This is a genomic window from Streptomyces sp. SAI-127 (assembly GCF_029894425.1).
Lineage (GTDB): Bacteria > Actinomycetota > Actinomycetes > Streptomycetales > Streptomycetaceae > Streptomyces.
Map to the genome: position 1 here is coordinate 7,837,604 of NZ_JARXYJ010000001.1, position 14,723 is coordinate 7,852,326.

Annotated in this window: 13 protein-coding genes; 3 read left to right on the forward strand and 10 right to left on the reverse strand. The window is 70.2% G+C overall.

Annotation, left to right across the window (positions count from 1 at the left end):
• Positions 1-25 precede the first annotated feature (25 nt).
• The gene (locus tag M2157_RS36005; RefSeq protein ID WP_280856881.1) at positions 26-1,072 is read right to left on the reverse strand and encodes a S66 peptidase family protein; all 1,047 of its coding nucleotides are present in this window, start codon (positions 1,070-1,072) and stop codon (positions 26-28) included.
• Between the two features lie 84 nt (positions 1,073-1,156).
• Between M2157_RS36005 and aroQ the strand changes: the two genes are divergently transcribed.
• Entirely contained in the window at positions 1,157-1,630 is a 474-nt protein-coding gene (gene aroQ, locus M2157_RS36010) for a type II 3-dehydroquinate dehydratase (RefSeq protein WP_059206156.1), read from the forward strand.
• Between the two features lie 45 nt (positions 1,631-1,675).
• On the opposite strand, the gene M2157_RS36015 is transcribed toward aroQ, so the two are convergent.
• From M2157_RS36015 to M2157_RS36035, 5 genes are all read right to left on the reverse strand, one after another.
• A complete protein-coding gene (locus M2157_RS36015; protein ID WP_280867305.1) occupies positions 1,676-2,428 on the reverse strand; it encodes an amino acid ABC transporter ATP-binding protein in 753 nt (250 codons plus the stop codon).
• On the reverse strand, positions 2,425-3,321 hold the full coding sequence (locus tag M2157_RS36020; RefSeq protein WP_266380285.1) for an amino acid ABC transporter permease: 897 nt from the start codon (positions 3,319-3,321) through the stop codon (positions 2,425-2,427). The genes M2157_RS36015 and M2157_RS36020 overlap by 4 nt, the downstream gene beginning before the upstream one ends.
• Positions 3,318-4,202: an ABC transporter substrate-binding protein gene (locus tag M2157_RS36025; protein ID WP_280868328.1), complete on the reverse strand. Its 885-nt coding sequence runs from the start codon at positions 4,200-4,202 to the stop codon at positions 3,318-3,320. The genes M2157_RS36020 and M2157_RS36025 overlap by 4 nt, the downstream gene beginning before the upstream one ends.
• Before the next feature lie 301 nt (positions 4,203-4,503).
• A complete protein-coding gene (locus M2157_RS36030) occupies positions 4,504-5,160 on the reverse strand; it encodes an MBL fold metallo-hydrolase (RefSeq protein ID WP_280856878.1) in 657 nt (218 codons plus the stop codon).
• A 10-nt stretch (positions 5,161-5,170) separates the two neighbouring features.
• Positions 5,171-5,857: a maleylpyruvate isomerase family mycothiol-dependent enzyme gene (locus M2157_RS36035; protein WP_280867306.1), complete on the reverse strand. Its 687-nt coding sequence runs from the start codon at positions 5,855-5,857 to the stop codon at positions 5,171-5,173.
• 229 nt (positions 5,858-6,086) lie between these two features.
• Between M2157_RS36035 and uvrA the strand changes: the two genes are divergently transcribed.
• Positions 6,087-9,101 carry an excinuclease ABC subunit UvrA gene (uvrA, locus tag M2157_RS36040; protein ID WP_280867307.1) on the forward strand — a complete coding sequence of 1,005 codons (3,015 nt, stop codon included), beginning with the start codon at positions 6,087-6,089 and terminating at the stop codon, positions 9,099-9,101.
• 120 nt (positions 9,102-9,221) lie between these two features.
• On the opposite strand, the gene M2157_RS36045 is transcribed toward uvrA, so the two are convergent.
• The 4 genes from M2157_RS36045 to M2157_RS36060 form a co-directional block, all read right to left on the reverse strand.
• Positions 9,222-10,133, reverse strand: a complete 912-nt coding sequence (locus M2157_RS36045; protein WP_280856875.1) for a carbohydrate kinase — start codon at positions 10,131-10,133, stop codon at positions 9,222-9,224.
• The gene (locus M2157_RS36050; protein WP_280856874.1) at positions 10,130-11,281 is read right to left on the reverse strand and encodes a LacI family DNA-binding transcriptional regulator; all 1,152 of its coding nucleotides are present in this window, start codon (positions 11,279-11,281) and stop codon (positions 10,130-10,132) included. Before M2157_RS36050 ends, M2157_RS36045 begins: the two co-directional genes overlap by 4 nt.
• Positions 11,282-11,415: 134 nt before the next feature.
• Positions 11,416-12,372: a hypothetical protein gene (locus M2157_RS36055; RefSeq protein WP_280856873.1), complete on the reverse strand. Its 957-nt coding sequence runs from the start codon at positions 12,370-12,372 to the stop codon at positions 11,416-11,418.
• A 211-nt stretch (positions 12,373-12,583) separates the two neighbouring features.
• Positions 12,584-12,958 carry a response regulator gene (locus M2157_RS36060; protein ID WP_280856872.1) on the reverse strand — a complete coding sequence of 125 codons (375 nt, stop codon included), beginning with the start codon at positions 12,956-12,958 and terminating at the stop codon, positions 12,584-12,586.
• A 206-nt stretch (positions 12,959-13,164) separates the two neighbouring features.
• On the opposite strand from M2157_RS36060, the gene M2157_RS36065 reads away from it, so the two are divergent.
• The gene (locus M2157_RS36065; protein ID WP_280856871.1) at positions 13,165-14,547 is read left to right on the forward strand and encodes a sugar ABC transporter substrate-binding protein; all 1,383 of its coding nucleotides are present in this window, start codon (positions 13,165-13,167) and stop codon (positions 14,545-14,547) included.
• Positions 14,548-14,723 lie beyond the last annotated feature (176 nt).

Genomic DNA, 14,723 nt, shown 5'->3' on the forward strand with positions numbered 1-14,723 from the left:
GGCGCGTGAGCGCGCTCGGGCGTGATCAGTACGTGACGGTGATGCGCCGGGTGGGACCGTCGACGCGGACGAGACCGCCGTAGGGGATGACGAGTTGTGGATCGGTGTGTCCGAAGTCCACATCGAAGACGATGGTGGTGTGCGGGGCATAGTCGCTCATGGCCCGCAGTACGGCCTCGCGCTGGTCGGCGGCGTAACGATCCGCCTCCTCGGGGCTGTTGGGGCGCTCGAAGGCCCACGACTTGGGGCGGCCCCACAACAGCGCGGAGAAGCGCTGGAGGAGTCCGCGCTCGCCCATGTTGCGCAGGGTGCGGAAGACCTCGACGTCGCTCGGCATCTCCTCCGAGGTCTCCAGGAGCAGCACTCCGCCGTCGTACCGACTCAGGTCGCGCGCGATCTCGCGGTCGGCCATGAGCAGCCAGCCCAGGATCTCCAGACAGCCGCCCCAGGCTCGGCCCTCCACCGTGCGGTCGGCGTTCACCCAGGTCCAGCCGTTGCCGGGGCGGGTCTCCGGCTCGGCGTCGAAGGTGGTGGGGTCCGCCCAGTCACGGTCGACGTCCCGCCAGCGGGCGGCGGGGGTCAGTTCGTACTCGCCCGAGGTGAACAGGGCCGCCCGCAGGGAGTCGGCCGTCAGCGCGCTCATGGCCACCGGCCGTCCGAGCGCGGTCATCACGGTCGCGCCGTGGTAGCCGACGATGCCGGTGCTGTACAGGAACGCGAGCAGGTTGGTGTTGTCGCTCATCCCGAAGAACGGCTTCGGGTTCGCCCGGATCAACTCCCGGTCCAGGAACGGCAGCACGGTGATCTGGTCGTCGCCGCCGATGGACGCCATGACCGCCTTGACGGCCGGGTCGGCGAACGCGGCGTGGATGTCGTCGGCGCGCTCCTGGGGCGTCGAGCCCATCTTGCGGGTCGTCGGATACTCGACCGGCTCCAGCCCGTACTCCTTGCGCAGCCGCTCGAGCCCCAACTCGTAGGGGCGCGGGAAGAGTCCCGGCAGACCGGCCCCCGGGGAGATGACGGCTATGCGGTCGCCGGGTACGGGCTTGGGCGGGTACGAGATCGTCGTCATGCCCGGAGGGTACGGGCCGCGCCGCGCGTGGCGCACCGTGATAAACCGGGTCCGAGCAGCCCGCCTTCACCGACCGGAGGAACCGTGCCCCGCACCCTGGCCAACGCCCCGATCATGATTCTCAACGGCCCCAACCTGAACCTGCTGGGTCAGCGTCAGCCGGAGATCTACGGCAAGGACACCCTGGCCGACGTCGAGGCCCTGTGCGCCAAGGCGGCCGCCGCGCACGGCGGCACGGTGGACTTCCGGCAGTCGAACCACGAGGGCGAGCTGGTCGACTGGATCCACGAGGCCAGGCTCCAGCACTGCGGCATCGTCATCAACCCCGGTGCCTACTCACACACCTCGGTCGCGATTCTGGACGCACTCAACACCTGTGACGGGCTCCCGGTGCTGGAGGTGCACATCTCCAACATCCACCGGCGCGAGTCCTTCCGGCACCACTCCTACGTCTCGTTGCGCGCGGACGGAGTCATCGCCGGCTGCGGAGTGCAGGGGTACGTCTTCGGCGTGGAGCGTGTCGCGGCGCTGGCGGGGCCGGCCCAGGCCGACGTGTAAGGACCGAAGTCCTGGCGCACGGTCCTTACCGCCGCCTCGCCACCGCTACAGCCGCCCCGCCTCCACGATCCGCTTCAGAAAGCGCTGCGTGCGCTCCTGCTGCGGGTCGCCGAAGATCTGCTCGGCGGTCCCGCGCTCGAGCACCACACCCGCGTCCAGAAAACACACCTGGTCGGCGACCTCGCGCGCGAAGCCCATCTCGTGCGTGGCCAGCACCATGGTCATGCCGTCGCCCTTCAGGTCGCGCACGACGTTCAGGACCTCGCCGACCAGCTCGGGGTCGAGGGCCGCGGTGATCTCGTCGAGCAGCAGCAGGCGGGGGCGTACGGCGAGAGCCCGCACGATCGCCACCCGCTGCTGCTGACCGCCGCTGAGCCGGTCGGGGTACTCGCCGGCCTTACCACCCAGCCCGAGCCGCTCCAGGAGCTCGCGGGCGTGCTCCTCGGCCTCCGCGCGGGCCGCTTTGTGCACCCGGCGAGGGGCCAGCGTGATGTTCTCCAGCACCGTCATGTGCGGAAAGAGGTTGTACGCCTGGAAGACCACGCCGATACGGCGCCGTACCGCGTCCTGGTCGACGCGTGGATCGGTGATCTCCTCGCCGTCCAGCCAGATGGCGCCGTCGTCGATCTCCTCCAGGAGGTTGGCGCAGCGCAGCAGGGTCGACTTGCCGGAGCCTGAGGCACCGATCAGCGCGGTCACCGTGTGCGGGACGACCTCCAGATCGACGTCCCGCAGCACGACCGAGTCGCCGAAGGTCTTGCGGACGGACTCCATCCGCAGCACCGGTGCGTCGCTCATGTGGTCCCTCCCTGGGCCCGCCTGCGGTCCATCCGTGCCGTCACCCAGTCGGTGAAGCGGGTCATCGGGATGGTCAGCGCCACGAACACCAGGCCCGCGACGATGTACGGCGTGTAGTTGAGGCTGCGGCCGACGATGATGTCGGCGGCCCGTACGGCGTCGATCGCGCCGCCGATCGACACGAGACCGGTGTCCTTCTGGAGGGACACCAGGTCGTTCAGCAGGGGCGGCACCTGGCGGCGCACGGCCTGTGGGAGCACCACGTGACGCAGCGCCTGCCGGTTGGAGAGACCGAGCGAGCGGGCGGCGGCGCGCTGCGAGGGGTGCACGGACTCGATGCCGGCGCGGAACACCTCGGCCACGTACGCCGAATACGTCAGCGTGAGGGCCGTACCGCCCAGCAGCACCGGGTCGACCGTCACGCCCTGGAGCCGCAGCGCCGGGACGCCCAGGACGACGATCATGAGGTTGATGATGAGCGGAAGCCCGCGGAAGAAGTCCGTGTAGGCGGCGGCCAGGAAGCGCAGCGGGAAGAACACCGGGCCGCGCAGCGTGCGGGCGATGGCGATCAGCATGCCGAGCACCAGCACGGCGACACCGCAGATCAGCAGCAGCCGGACGTTCAGCCACAGCCCTTCGAGGACCTTCGGGAAGGCCTCGCGCGCGTACTGCCCGTTGAAGAACGTCTCCTTGGTGCGCGGCCAGCCGGGTGCGCTGACGACGACCAGATAGAGGACGACGGCGGTGACCAGGGTCGAGACCGCGGCGATCGCCGTCGCGCGGCGGGCGCGGGCACGCTTGAGACGCTCCCGCTCGATCCGCCGCTGCGACGGTGTGTACGAGTCGTCCGCCTCCGGTGTCCCGGCGCCGGACTCGTCCTTCGTGAGCGTCACTTGAGCACCGGGGCGTCGACGGCGTCCGACAGCCACTCCTGCTCCAGCCCGGCGAGCGTGCCGTCCTTGCGCAGGGCGTCCACGGCGGCCGTCACGCAGGAGGTGAGCGCGCTGCCCTTGTCGAGGACGAGTCCGAACTGCTCCGGTGTGCCGCCCTGGTTCTCGAACTGCCCGACGATCGTGCCGTCCGTCACCTCGGCCGCCGTGATGTAGAAGGCGGTCGGCAGGTCGACGACGATGGCGTCCACCTGGCGGTTCTGGAGCGCGGACTTGGCCTGGTCGTTCTTGGCGTACGCGGCGGCCTCGCGCGTCGGCTTCACCACGTCCTCGATGTAGTTGAGGCTGGTCGTGCCGACCTGGGCGCCCAGCTTGAGGCCCTTCAGGTCCGCGATGCTCTTCGCCTGGGCGGCCTTGGTGCCCTTGAGCGCGATGACGGCCTGACGCACGTCGTAGTAGCCGGACGAGAAGTCCACGGCCTTCTTGCGCTCGGCGCTGATCGACACCTGGTTGATGTCGAAGTCGAAGGTCTTCTCACCCGGTGCGAAGGCCTTGTTGAAGGGGACGCTCTGCCAGACGACGGCGCTCTTGTCGTAGCCGAGCTGCTTCGCCACGGCGTAGGCGACGGCTGACTCGAAGCCCTTGCCGCTCGCGGGCTTGTCGTCCTTGAACCACGGCTCGTACGCGGGCTCGTCGGTCGCCACGGTCAGTTTTCCGGAGCTCTTGGTGGCCAACTTGCCCTTGGCACAGGTGGTTCCCGTCGACCCCGAGGCCTTGGCGTTCGCGTCGTCCTCCGACTGCGGAGCACAGCCGACGGCGGTGGCGAGCAGGGCTATGGATGCCGCGGTGGCGGCGCGGCGCAGTGCGCGGGGGGCAAGGTGCATGGCGGGAGAGTGGCAGTCCACCGTCCCGTTTGTCGAGGTCATGACGGCAATCGTCCGCATATTGGGAACGTGTGTTGCATTCTTGTGAACGCTCCCCGGAGGGGACGCCGGGGCCGCCGGTCGAGGGCGGGGATTGAAAGACCGGCGGCCCGTACCGCGCAGGAGCCGTCATCCTGTGCGGGGCTTCTTCCAGTTGACTGCGCAACCATGTGTGCCGGGAGCGCGTGTGTGACACCGGCGTGTGTGAAGAGTTCACACGGGGCGCGTGCGAGGGGTGTACGCGGGGCGCATGCCCCGGAGTTCACCACCCCCGCGCGCGCCACTCCGGCAGTTGCGGCCGCTCCGCGCCCAGCGAGGTGTCGTTCCCGTGTCCCGGGTACACCCAGGTCTCGTCCGGCAGCGCGTCGAAGATCTTCGTCTCGACGTCGTGGATCAGGCTGGCGAACGCCTCGGGATCCTTGCGGGTGTTGCCCACGCCTCCCGGGAACAGACAGTCCCCGGTGAACACATGGGGATGCCCGTGGGGGTCGTCGTAGACGAGGGCGATCGAGCCCGGTGTGTGTCCGACCAGGTGGCGCGCGGTCAGCTCCACCTGCCCCACGCGGATGACGTCGCCGTCGTCGACCAGGACGTCGGTGGGCACGGGGATGCCTTGGGCGTCGTCCCGGCCGGCGTACGTACGCGCGCGCGTGGCCGCGACGACCGCGGCGAGCGCCTGCCAGTGGTCGCCGTGCTGATGCGTGGTGACGACGGACGCGATGCCGTCGTCGCCGATCATGCCCAGCAGGGTGTGCGCGTCGTTGGCCGCGTCGATCAGCAATTGCTCGTCGGTGGCCCGGCAGCGCAGCAGATAGGCGTTGTTGTCCATCGGGCCGACCGCGATCTTGGTGATCATCAGGTCCTTGAGCTCGTGCACGTCGGCGGGCCCGCCGACGGTCACCTGTCCGCTGTACGTCATGGCGGTCAGCCTATAGCGGGGGCAGTGCGGGGAGGGTGCCGTCGTGGACCGTCAGTGCCGAGCCGTCGCGGCGGCCGGCCAGCCAGCCGAGCAGGTCGGCCCGGCGCCCCGTGACGACGAGCGCGGTGTCCCCGTGGCCGCCCGTCGGGATCCGGCGGCCGTCGTCCTCCTCGATCAGGAGGGAAGGCACGTCGGGGTGGCCCCGGAACCGCTCCGCGAGGAAATCGATCTCGCGTTGGACGAAGTCCTCCGGAAGATCCTCCAGCTCGTACCCGATCCCGAGGTCCACGTGGTGCAGCTCCACCTCGACCCACCGCCGGAACGGCACCCGGGACGCCGAGTCGGTGACCCCGTTGCGGAGCTCGACCGTGCGCGACCAGTCGGCCGGTGCCGCCCCCGCCTCCTGGAAGCGCTCGGCACTGTCGCGGAGGTCGGCGAGCTGGACGTCGAGGGGGCGCGGGGCGTCGCGCTCGATGTCGGCGTCGCGCGCGTCCGCGGAGGGATACATGGGCTGCCCCCGCAGAACGTTCACGAGGGCGTCGGCATTGCGGGACAGGTGGGCGAGGACATGGCCGCGGCTCCAGCCCGGCAGCCGTGACGACTCGGTCACGGACGCGTTGTCCAACTTGGCGGCTGCGGTCAGGAGCCGCTCGGTCGCACCACGTACAGACACCAGGTCATGAGCGTGATCAATCATGGTGCTGACCCTAGCCCCGCCACACCTTTGGGTGAAGGTGGTGAAGCAGTGCCGTAAATCGAAAGCGCGTGCTATATGGTCGGGTGCGGCGTCGGGCATGCTGGATGGTCGGGGATTGTTATGCCTCCGGGGAATCCGACCGGCGTTGTCAGTGGCTCCCCCTAGTCTGAGAAAGCACGGGGGCCCCGCCCCTGTCACTCCTCTCAAGCCAAGAAAGGTGCGGACCGGCGTGGCCGACCGTCTCATCGTCCGTGGCGCGCGCGAGCACAACCTGAAGAACGTCTCGCTCGACCTGCCTCGCGACTCGCTCATCGTCTTCACGGGCCTGTCCGGGTCGGGCAAGTCCTCCCTGGCCTTCGACACCATCTTCGCCGAGGGCCAGCGTCGCTACGTGGAGTCGCTCTCCTCGTACGCCCGCCAGTTCCTCGGCCAGATGGACAAGCCCGACGTCGACTTCATCGAGGGCCTCTCGCCCGCGGTCTCCATCGACCAGAAGTCGACCTCGCGCAACCCGCGCTCGACGGTCGGCACCATCACCGAGGTCTACGACTACCTGCGCCTGCTCTTCGCGCGCATCGGCAAGCCGCACTGCCCCGAGTGCGGCCGCCCGATCTCGCGGCAGTCGCCGCAGGCCATCGTCGACAAGGTCCTGGAGCTGCCGGAGGGGAGCCGCTTCCAGGTGCTCTCGCCGCTGGTGCGCGAGCGCAAGGGAGAGTTCGTCGATCTCTTCGCCGATCTCCAGACCAAGGGTTACAGCCGTGCGCGCGTGGACGGCGAGACCATCCAGCTCTCCAACCCGCCCACGCTGAAGAAGCAGGAGAAGCACACCATCGAGGTGGTCATCGACCGCCTCACGGTGAAGGAGTCCGCCAAGCGCCGTCTCACCGACTCGGTGGAGACCGCCCTCGGCCTCGCCGGCGGCATGGTCGTGCTCGACTTCGTCGACCTCCCCGAGGACGACCCCGAGCGCGAGCGCATGTTCTCGGAGCACCTGTACTGCACGTACGACGACCTGTCCTTCGAGGAGCTGGAGCCCCGCTCCTTCTCCTTCAACTCGCCCTTCGGCGCCTGCCCCGACTGCTCCGGCATCGGCACGCGCATGGAGGTCGACCCCGAGCTGATCATCCCTGACGAGGACAAGTCCCTCGACGAGGGCGCCATCCACCCCTGGTCGCACGGCCACACCAAGGACTACTTCGGCCGTCTGATCGGCGCCCTCGCGGACGCGCTGGGCTTCCGGACGGACATCCCCTTCGCCGGGCTGCCCCAGCGCGCCAAGAAGGCCCTGCTCCACGGCCACAAGACGCAGATCGAGGTCCGCTACCGCAACCGGTACGGCCGCGAGCGGGTCTACACGACCCCCTTCGAAGGTGCCGTTCCCTTCGTCAAGCGCCGGCACAGCGAGTCCGAGAGCGACGCCAGCCGCGAGCGCTTCGAGGGCTACATGCGCGAGGTGCCCTGTCCCACCTGCGAGGGCACCCGCCTCAAGCCGCTCGTCCTCGCGGTCACCGTCATGGGCAAGTCGATCGCCGAGGTCTCCGGCATGTCCATCAGCGACTGCGCGGACTTCCTGGGTGAGCTGAAGCTCAGCGCCCGTGACAAGAAGATCGCCGAGCGGGTGCTCAAGGAGGTCAACGAACGACTGAAGTTCCTGGTCGACGTCGGCCTGGACTACCTCTCGCTGAACCGCGCGGCGGGCACCCTCTCCGGCGGCGAGGCCCAGCGCATCCGGCTGGCCACCCAGATCGGCTCCGGACTCGTCGGCGTGCTGTACGTCCTCGACGAGCCGTCCATCGGCCTGCACCAGCGCGACAACCACCGGCTGATCGAGACCCTGGTCCGGCTGCGCGACATGGGCAACACGCTCATCGTCGTCGAGCACGACGAGGACACCATCAAGGTCGCCGACTGGATCGTCGACATCGGTCCCGGCGCGGGCGAGCACGGCGGCAAGGTCGTGCACAGCGGTTCCCTGAAGGAGCTGCTCGTCAACGCCGAGTCGGAGACGGGCCAGTACCTGTCGGGCAAGAAGGCCATCCCGCTGCCCCACATCCGCCGCCCCCTCGACCCGTCCCGGCGGCTCACGGTGCACGGAGCCCGCGAGAACAACCTCCAGGACATCGACGTGTCCTTCCCGCTGGGCGTGTTCACCGCGGTCACCGGTGTCTCCGGCTCCGGCAAGTCGACCCTGGTCAACGACATCCTGTACACGCACCTGGCGCGCGAGCTCAACGGCGCGAGGAGCGTCCCGGGCCGGCACACGCGCGTGGACGGCGACGACCTCGTCGACAAGGTCGTGCATGTCGACCAGTCGCCGATCGGCCGCACCCCGCGCTCCAACCCGGCGACCTACACCGGCGTCTTCGACCACGTCCGCAGGCTGTTCGCCGAGACCACCGAGGCGAAGGTCCGCGGCTACATGCCCGGCCGCTTCTCCTTCAACGTCAAGGGCGGCCGCTGCGAGAACTGCGCGGGCGACGGCACCATCAAGATCGAGATGAACTTCCTCCCGGACGTCTACGTCCCGTGCGAGGTCTGCCACGGCGCCCGCTACAACAGGGAGACCCTGGAGGTCCACTACAAGGGCAAGTCCATCTCCGACGTCCTGAACATGCCGATCGAGGAGGCGACCGACTTCTTCGAGGCCGTCCCCGCGATCGCCCGCCACCTCAACACCCTCAAGGACGTCGGTCTCGGCTACGTCCGTCTCGGCCAGGCCGCGACCACCCTGTCCGGTGGCGAGGCCCAGCGCGTGAAGCTCGCCAGCGAGCTCCAGAAGCGGTCCACCGGCCGTACGGTCTACGTCCTGGACGAGCCGACCACCGGTCTGCACTTCGAGGACATCAGCAAGCTGCTGAAGGTCCTGTCCGGCCTGGTCGACAAGGGCAACACCGTCATCGTCATCGAGCACAACCTCGATGTGATCAAGACGGCCGACTGGGTCGTCGACATGGGCCCCGAGGGCGGCGCGGGCGGCGGACTCGTCGTCGCCGAGGGCACCCCCGAGGAGGTCGCCGGAGTCCCGGCCAGCCACACCGGCAAGTTCCTCAGGGAGATCCTCGGCGCCGACCGGATCAGCGACGGGGCAGCGGTGAAGGCCCCGCGCAAGGCACCGGCCAGGAAGACGGCCGCGGCGAAGAAGACGGTCGCCGCCAAGTCGACGGCGAAGAAGACGGCGACGGCCAGGACGACGACCACCACGACCACGCCCGCCAAGAAGGCGACCCGGGCCCGCAAGGCCTGAGACTCCGGGGCGGCCGGCCGCACACATCCGAAGAAGACACGCGACGAGCGGTGCCCCGCGGGAACTCCCCGCGGGGCACCGCTCGCTCCGTCGTCAGCCCCCTGGACCGACGGTCGCTGCCTACAGCCCGCCCAGTTCGGACGCGTACGGCGGCTGCGCCCCCGCCCGTGAGCAGGTGATCGCGGCCGCGCGTGCCGCGAACCGCAGCAGCCGGGTCCAGTCCTCGACGCCCAGGTCCGCGAGGGCCGCCGGGGACAGCGCGTCGAGGGTGCCCAGGCCGTGGAGCAGGGCCGCGTTCACGGTGTCGCCGGCGCCGATGGTGTCCACGACGTCGACCTTCTCGCCCGGCACGGCAAGCGCCGCCCCGTCCCGGGTGAACACGGTCAGTCCGTCACCGCCATGGGTGACCACGACGGCCGACGGCCCCGAGGCCAGCCACTCGCGCGGGGTGCCGCCCAGCCACAGCGCGTCCTCCTCGGAGAGCTTGAGCAGCGACACCGACGGCAGCCAGCTCTTGAACCGGGCCCGGTAGGCGTCCGCGTCGGGGATCAGCCCGGCCCGGATGTTCGGGTCGAGCGCGGTGAACACCCCCTGCGCGGCCGCGGTCCGCAGCAGTTCCTCGTAGGCGCTCGCCCCCGGTTCCAGGACGAGCGAGCAGGTACCGAAGGACACCGCGCGCGTGTCGGTGGGGAGTGAGACGGGCGTGGCGAACAGGCGGTCGGCGGTGCCGTCGACGTAGAAGGAGTAGGCGGCCGAGCCGTTGGTGTCGATCGTGGCGACGGCGAGCGTGGTGGGTTCCGCACCGCGCTGAACGGGGGACACGTCCACCCCCGCCTCCCGCAGCCCGTCGAGCAGGGCCTCGCCGAAGGCGTCGAGCGAGGTGCGGGAGCAGAAGGCGGTGGGGGAGCCGAGTCGGCCGAGGGCCACGGCGGTGTTGTAGGGGCCGCCGCCGAGCGCCGGCGTGAGGCTCGCGAGGGCGCCCCTGCCCTGCGGTACCAGGTCGATCAGGGCCTCACCGGCGACGACGATCACGAGACGTTTCCTTTCTCGAACTGCGAGGGCTGGGATGGCTGAGATGCCAGGGAGGCCAGGGAGGCGTGGGAGGCCTGGGAGGCCTGCGACGACCGCCCCCGCTCCCCGGAGTCGGGGCAGCCGCATGACGTGCGGTGGACGAACGTGCAGTCGAGGCGCACGGTCCGGGCGGGCCGGTCCGGCGCGGCGAGGCGTTCCAGGAGCACACGGACCGCCTGCGCGCCGATCTCCCGGCTGGGCTGGGCGATCGCGGTGAGCCGGGGCGAGAAGAGGTCGGCCCAGGCGAAGTCGTCGAAGCAGCACAGGGCGAGGTCGTCCGGTACCGACAGACCGCGGTCGCGCAGGGCGCGCAGGGTGCCGATGGTCATGGCGTTGTTGGCGGTGACGAGGGCGGTGGGCGGTGCGGCCAGGGAGAGCAGGGTGGCTGTGGCCCGTTCGGCTCCGGCCGACTCGGAGTCGCCGTGGACGACGAGGTCGTCGTCGTAGGGGAGACGGGCGGTGGTGAGGCCCTGGCGGTATCCGGTGATCCGTTCGGCGGTGGTGCTCAGCCCGGGCAGGCCCGCCACCAGGCCGATGCGCCGGTGGCCGAGTCCGGCGAGATGGGTGACCAGCCGGGCCGTCGGCTCGGTGTTCTCGGCGCAGACCTGGTCGAAGCGCAGCGGGCCGTCCGCCACACCTTTGGCCATACCTTCGATCACCCCGTCGATCACACGGTCGAGGAACACCGTCGGGACCTGGTGGCGCCCGAGGTAGGAGACGAGCTCGCGGGGGTCCGCCGAAGGCGCGACGATCATGCCGTCCACGCGCCTCTCGTGCAGCAGCTGGACGACCTTGCACTCGTGGTCGGGATCGTCGTGCGGATCGGCGATGAGGAGGCTGTAACCGTGTTCCAGTGCACCCGCCTCGACGCCCTGGAGGATCTCCGTGAAGTACGGGTTGCTGATCGCCGACACCGCGAGCCCGATGGAGCGGGTGCGGGAGGTCACCAGGGAGCGGGCGAGGGTGTTGGGCGTGTAGCCGAGCTCGTCCACGGCGTCCAGCACGGCCTGGCGGGTGTGGGGCAGGACCGGCCGGGTGCCGTTGAGGACGTGCGAGACGGTCGCCACGGACACCCCCGCGCTGCGTGCCACGTCGGCCATGGTCGGCATCGGGTCCCCTCCCGGAAGGACGCCCAGAGGGCACCGGAACGGTGGCCCACGGCCCGGAAGGTATCCCATTCAGCAGCGCACGTAAACGCTTGCGCAAACGTTTACGTGCCGTCACCGACCTGAGGTCACACCGCTCACTCCCAGTCCCACCCGATCCCCACGACCCCCGACCGCACCCGCGGCTCGACGAGGTGCACCGAGTGGTGGTGGCCGGTGAGGGCCAGTTCCTGGCGGCCGCTGCGGGGGGCCGCGGGGGAGTGCTGGGCGAAGCGGTGGCAGCGCAGCGGCAGGGCGTTCTCGTCGAACCGGACCTGGAGCGCGTACTGACCGCCCGGTGAGCCGAAGCCGCGGACGTACTCGCGGGACACTCCGGCCGTGCCGTCCTCGACGCAGTAGCGGAACAGGAAGGTGTCACCCGCGCGCAGCCGGGCGTCGAGGAGCAGCTCGGCGACGAGCACCCCCGTGTCGTGGTGCGAACGGACGCGTCCCGTGCGGCAGTTCTCCAGGGCGTGCACGGTCATGAGTTCGGGCCTGCACCCCGGGTCGCCGTGGTGGACGGCCATGAAGCGGTCGACGCCCTCACGGTGGGCGCGCACGATGTGGTGCGACTCGCGACCGCGCAGTTCGCGGCGCGCCCCGATGTCTATCCGCTCGTGGTGGCCGAGAGTGTGCAGCCCGCCGTCGGGCGGCGAGTCCAGCTCGCCCAGCAGCTGTTCGAGGACGTCCGAGGCCGCGAGGAGGGAGCGGTAGGAACGGGCCGCGGGCCGCTCGGCGGCCGACCCGTCGTCCTGCTCGGCGAGCAGCCGGATCAGCGACTCCTCCGGCAGCTGCAGGATCTCCTCCAGCGCCCGTACGGCCCGCAGCGACTCGGGACGCTGCGGGCGCCGGGCACCCTGCTGCCAGTAACTCAGGCTGGTGACGCCCACCCTGACCCCGTACCGCGTCAGATGGTGCTGGACGCGCTGCAGCGGCAGCCCCCGGGCGGCGATCGCGGCACGCAGCGCGACGTGGAAGGGGCCGCCTCGCAGGGCCGTGTCCAGTTCCGCTTCGGCGACGGTCGCGACGTCCGCGTGCTGTGTGGCGTGCGGCATGCAGGGGCCTTTCTGTGCAGGTCCGGGCGGCTGGTCAGGCCGTCGTGAGGGTGCGTCGGGGCCGTGCGCGGCAGTGCCGCAAGGAGGCTTCACATTCGTACGCCGTCGTTCCCGCCCCGAGTTCCCCCGCATTGAAGCGTGTTGACCAAGTCCCGACAACACCTGTCGCCGAACGATGGCGCACTCCTGGCCGGACGGCGGCCCCTTTGCTTCAGGCGGGCGGGGCCTCCCCGTCGCCGCTCAGCAACTCCCTGATCGCCCGCGCCGACAGCGCCGACTTGGGCAGAAAGCCGCGCGCCGGACTGCCGGCGACCAGCTCCTGGACGTCGTCGAGCGCGTGCGTGGAGATCAGGATGATGACGCACGAGACACTGCGGGCCAGCTCCACCGCCACGTCGAATCCGCTCTCGCCGTCGAGGTCGAGATCGACCAGGACGATGTCCGGGGTCAGCTCCGCGGCCCGTGCGAGAGCCTCGGTACCCGACAGTGCGACGCCGACGACAGGTATCCCGTCGCGTTCCAGCAGACTTCGCGCGGCCTCCAGGAACCGGATGCTGTCATCGACGAGAAGACAGCGCATGGACATGCGCACAGGGTGCCAGTCGTCCGGCGATTGCGCTTTCCGGCTACCCGGAAAGAGTCGGGACGGATTGCTTCCCGGCACCTGGAATGTGCTCAAGTCCTGTGCCGAATACGTCAGTTCCGCTCACCCAGCGCAGCGGGAGGTCACAGGCGGTAGCATGTGGGCTGCCCTGGGGAGGCCGTGCGAGTCCGGTCGAGTGGGGGTGTGCGATGAAGGCGCCGCTCGGAGACGTCGGAAGAAGCCGTGGGCGCCGCGCCCTGGCCACGGGGCTGGTGGCCGTCGCGCTGCTGCTCGCCGCGTGCGCCGGCGGGGGAGGCGGCGGCGACAGGGGCGAGCGGCCCCGCACCGACACCACCTGTGACGGCAGGATCGAGGGCACCGCGCAGGTCACCGTGTGGTTCCACGCGGGGCCGAGCGCCGAGTACAACACGCTGCGCCGCCAGGTCCAGGACTTCAACAAGGCGCAGCGGGAGGTGCGGGTCGAGGTCGTCACACTGCCCGAGCAGCGGCCGTACAACGAACTCGTGCTCTCCGCCGCGGCCAGCGGCGACCTGCCGGACCTGCTCGACTTCGACGGACCCCGGCTCTACAGCCACGCCTGGTCCGGCAGGATCAAGCCGATCGACTCCTGTCTGTCCGACGGCCTGCGCAAGGACCTGCTGCCCTCGATCCGCCAACAGGGCACCTATGCGGGGAGCTTGTACGGGATCGGCACCTTCGACTCCGGGCTCGGGCTCTATGTGCGGCCGTCGGTGCTGAAGAAGGCCGGCATCCGTGTTCCCCGGGGCGCGGAGGACGCCTGGACCGTCCGCGAGTTCACGGACATCCTGCGCACCCTGCGCAAGGCGGGGCACCGGTATCCGCTCGACATGGGCCTCGTCGACGCGAAACCCGGCGAGGAGTGGAACACCTACGGCTTCGCCCCCGCGGTGTGGTCGGCGGGCGGCGATCTCATCGACCCCAGGACGTTCCGGACCGCCGACGGCTTTCTGAACGGACCCGAGTCGGTCGAGGCGCTCACCACCCTGCAGAACTGGGTGGAGGAGGGGCTCGTCGAGCCCGGCAGGAGCGAACAGGCCTTCGAGCAGGAGCGCAGTGTCATCTCCTGGGCAGGCCACTGGAGGTACCCGGACTACACCAGGACGTTCCCCGGTGACGTGGCGATCGTGCCGCTGCCCGACTTCGGCGAGGGCACCGTGACCGGGATGGGCTCCTGGCAGTGGGGCGTGACCTCGGGCGGGGCCGACGGCGACGCCGTATGGCGCTTCCTCGCCTATCTGCTGAAGCCGGAACAGATCCGCCGGATGACCGTGGCCAACGGCGCGATCCCGGCCACGCACAGCGCGGTGAAGCTCTCGCCCGAGTACGCCGACGGCGGTGCCGAGCGCCTGTTCATCGAGCAGTTGACCGACGGCGTGGCCCGGCCGAGGCCGCGCACACCCGCCTACCCGGCGATCACCGAGGCGTTCTCCCGCGCCTTCCCCAAGATCATGATCGACAGGGCTCCGGTGAAGGCCACACTCGACGAGGCGGTCGAGGCCATCGACAAGGACCTCGCCGCCCACGACGGTTACCCGAAGGGCGGATCGTGAGCCGTCGCCGTGCCGGGTCGCGTGGCTCCCGGGACGCATGGACGGCAGCGGAGTTCGCGGGCATGCTGAAGGGGCCGCGCCACGACCGGCCGTGCCCGGCACGGGCGCGTGAAAGCGCCCTCCACAGAGGGGTGTTTCGCATGACGGAACCCAAAGGCACCACGCACGGAAGCGCC

Excerpts from the sequence above, each read along its gene's own strand:
- M2157_RS36005 (WP_280856881.1), bottom strand. The coding sequence starts at position 1,072 with ATGACGACGATCTCGTACCCGCCCAAGCCCGTACCCGGCGACCGCATA.
- M2157_RS36015 (WP_280867305.1), bottom strand. The coding sequence starts at position 2,428 with ATGAGCGACGCACCGGTGCTGCGGATGGAGTCCGTCCGCAAGACCTTC.
- M2157_RS36025 (WP_280868328.1), bottom strand. The coding sequence starts at position 4,202 with ATGCACCTTGCCCCCCGCGCACTGCGCCGCGCCGCCACCGCGGCATCC.
- M2157_RS36030 (WP_280856878.1), bottom strand. The coding sequence starts at position 5,160 with ATGACGTACAGCGGACAGGTGACCGTCGGCGGGCCCGCCGACGTGCAC.
- M2157_RS36035 (WP_280867306.1), bottom strand. The coding sequence starts at position 5,857 with ATGATTGATCACGCTCATGACCTGGTGTCTGTACGTGGTGCGACCGAG.
- M2157_RS36050 (WP_280856874.1), bottom strand. The coding sequence starts at position 11,281 with ATGCCGACCATGGCCGACGTGGCACGCAGCGCGGGGGTGTCCGTGGCG.
- M2157_RS36055 (WP_280856873.1), bottom strand. The coding sequence starts at position 12,372 with ATGCCGCACGCCACACAGCACGCGGACGTCGCGACCGTCGCCGAAGCG.
- M2157_RS36060 (WP_280856872.1), bottom strand. The coding sequence starts at position 12,958 with ATGTCCATGCGCTGTCTTCTCGTCGATGACAGCATCCGGTTCCTGGAG.
- M2157_RS36065 (WP_280856871.1), top strand. The coding sequence starts at position 13,165 with ATGAAGGCGCCGCTCGGAGACGTCGGAAGAAGCCGTGGGCGCCGCGCC.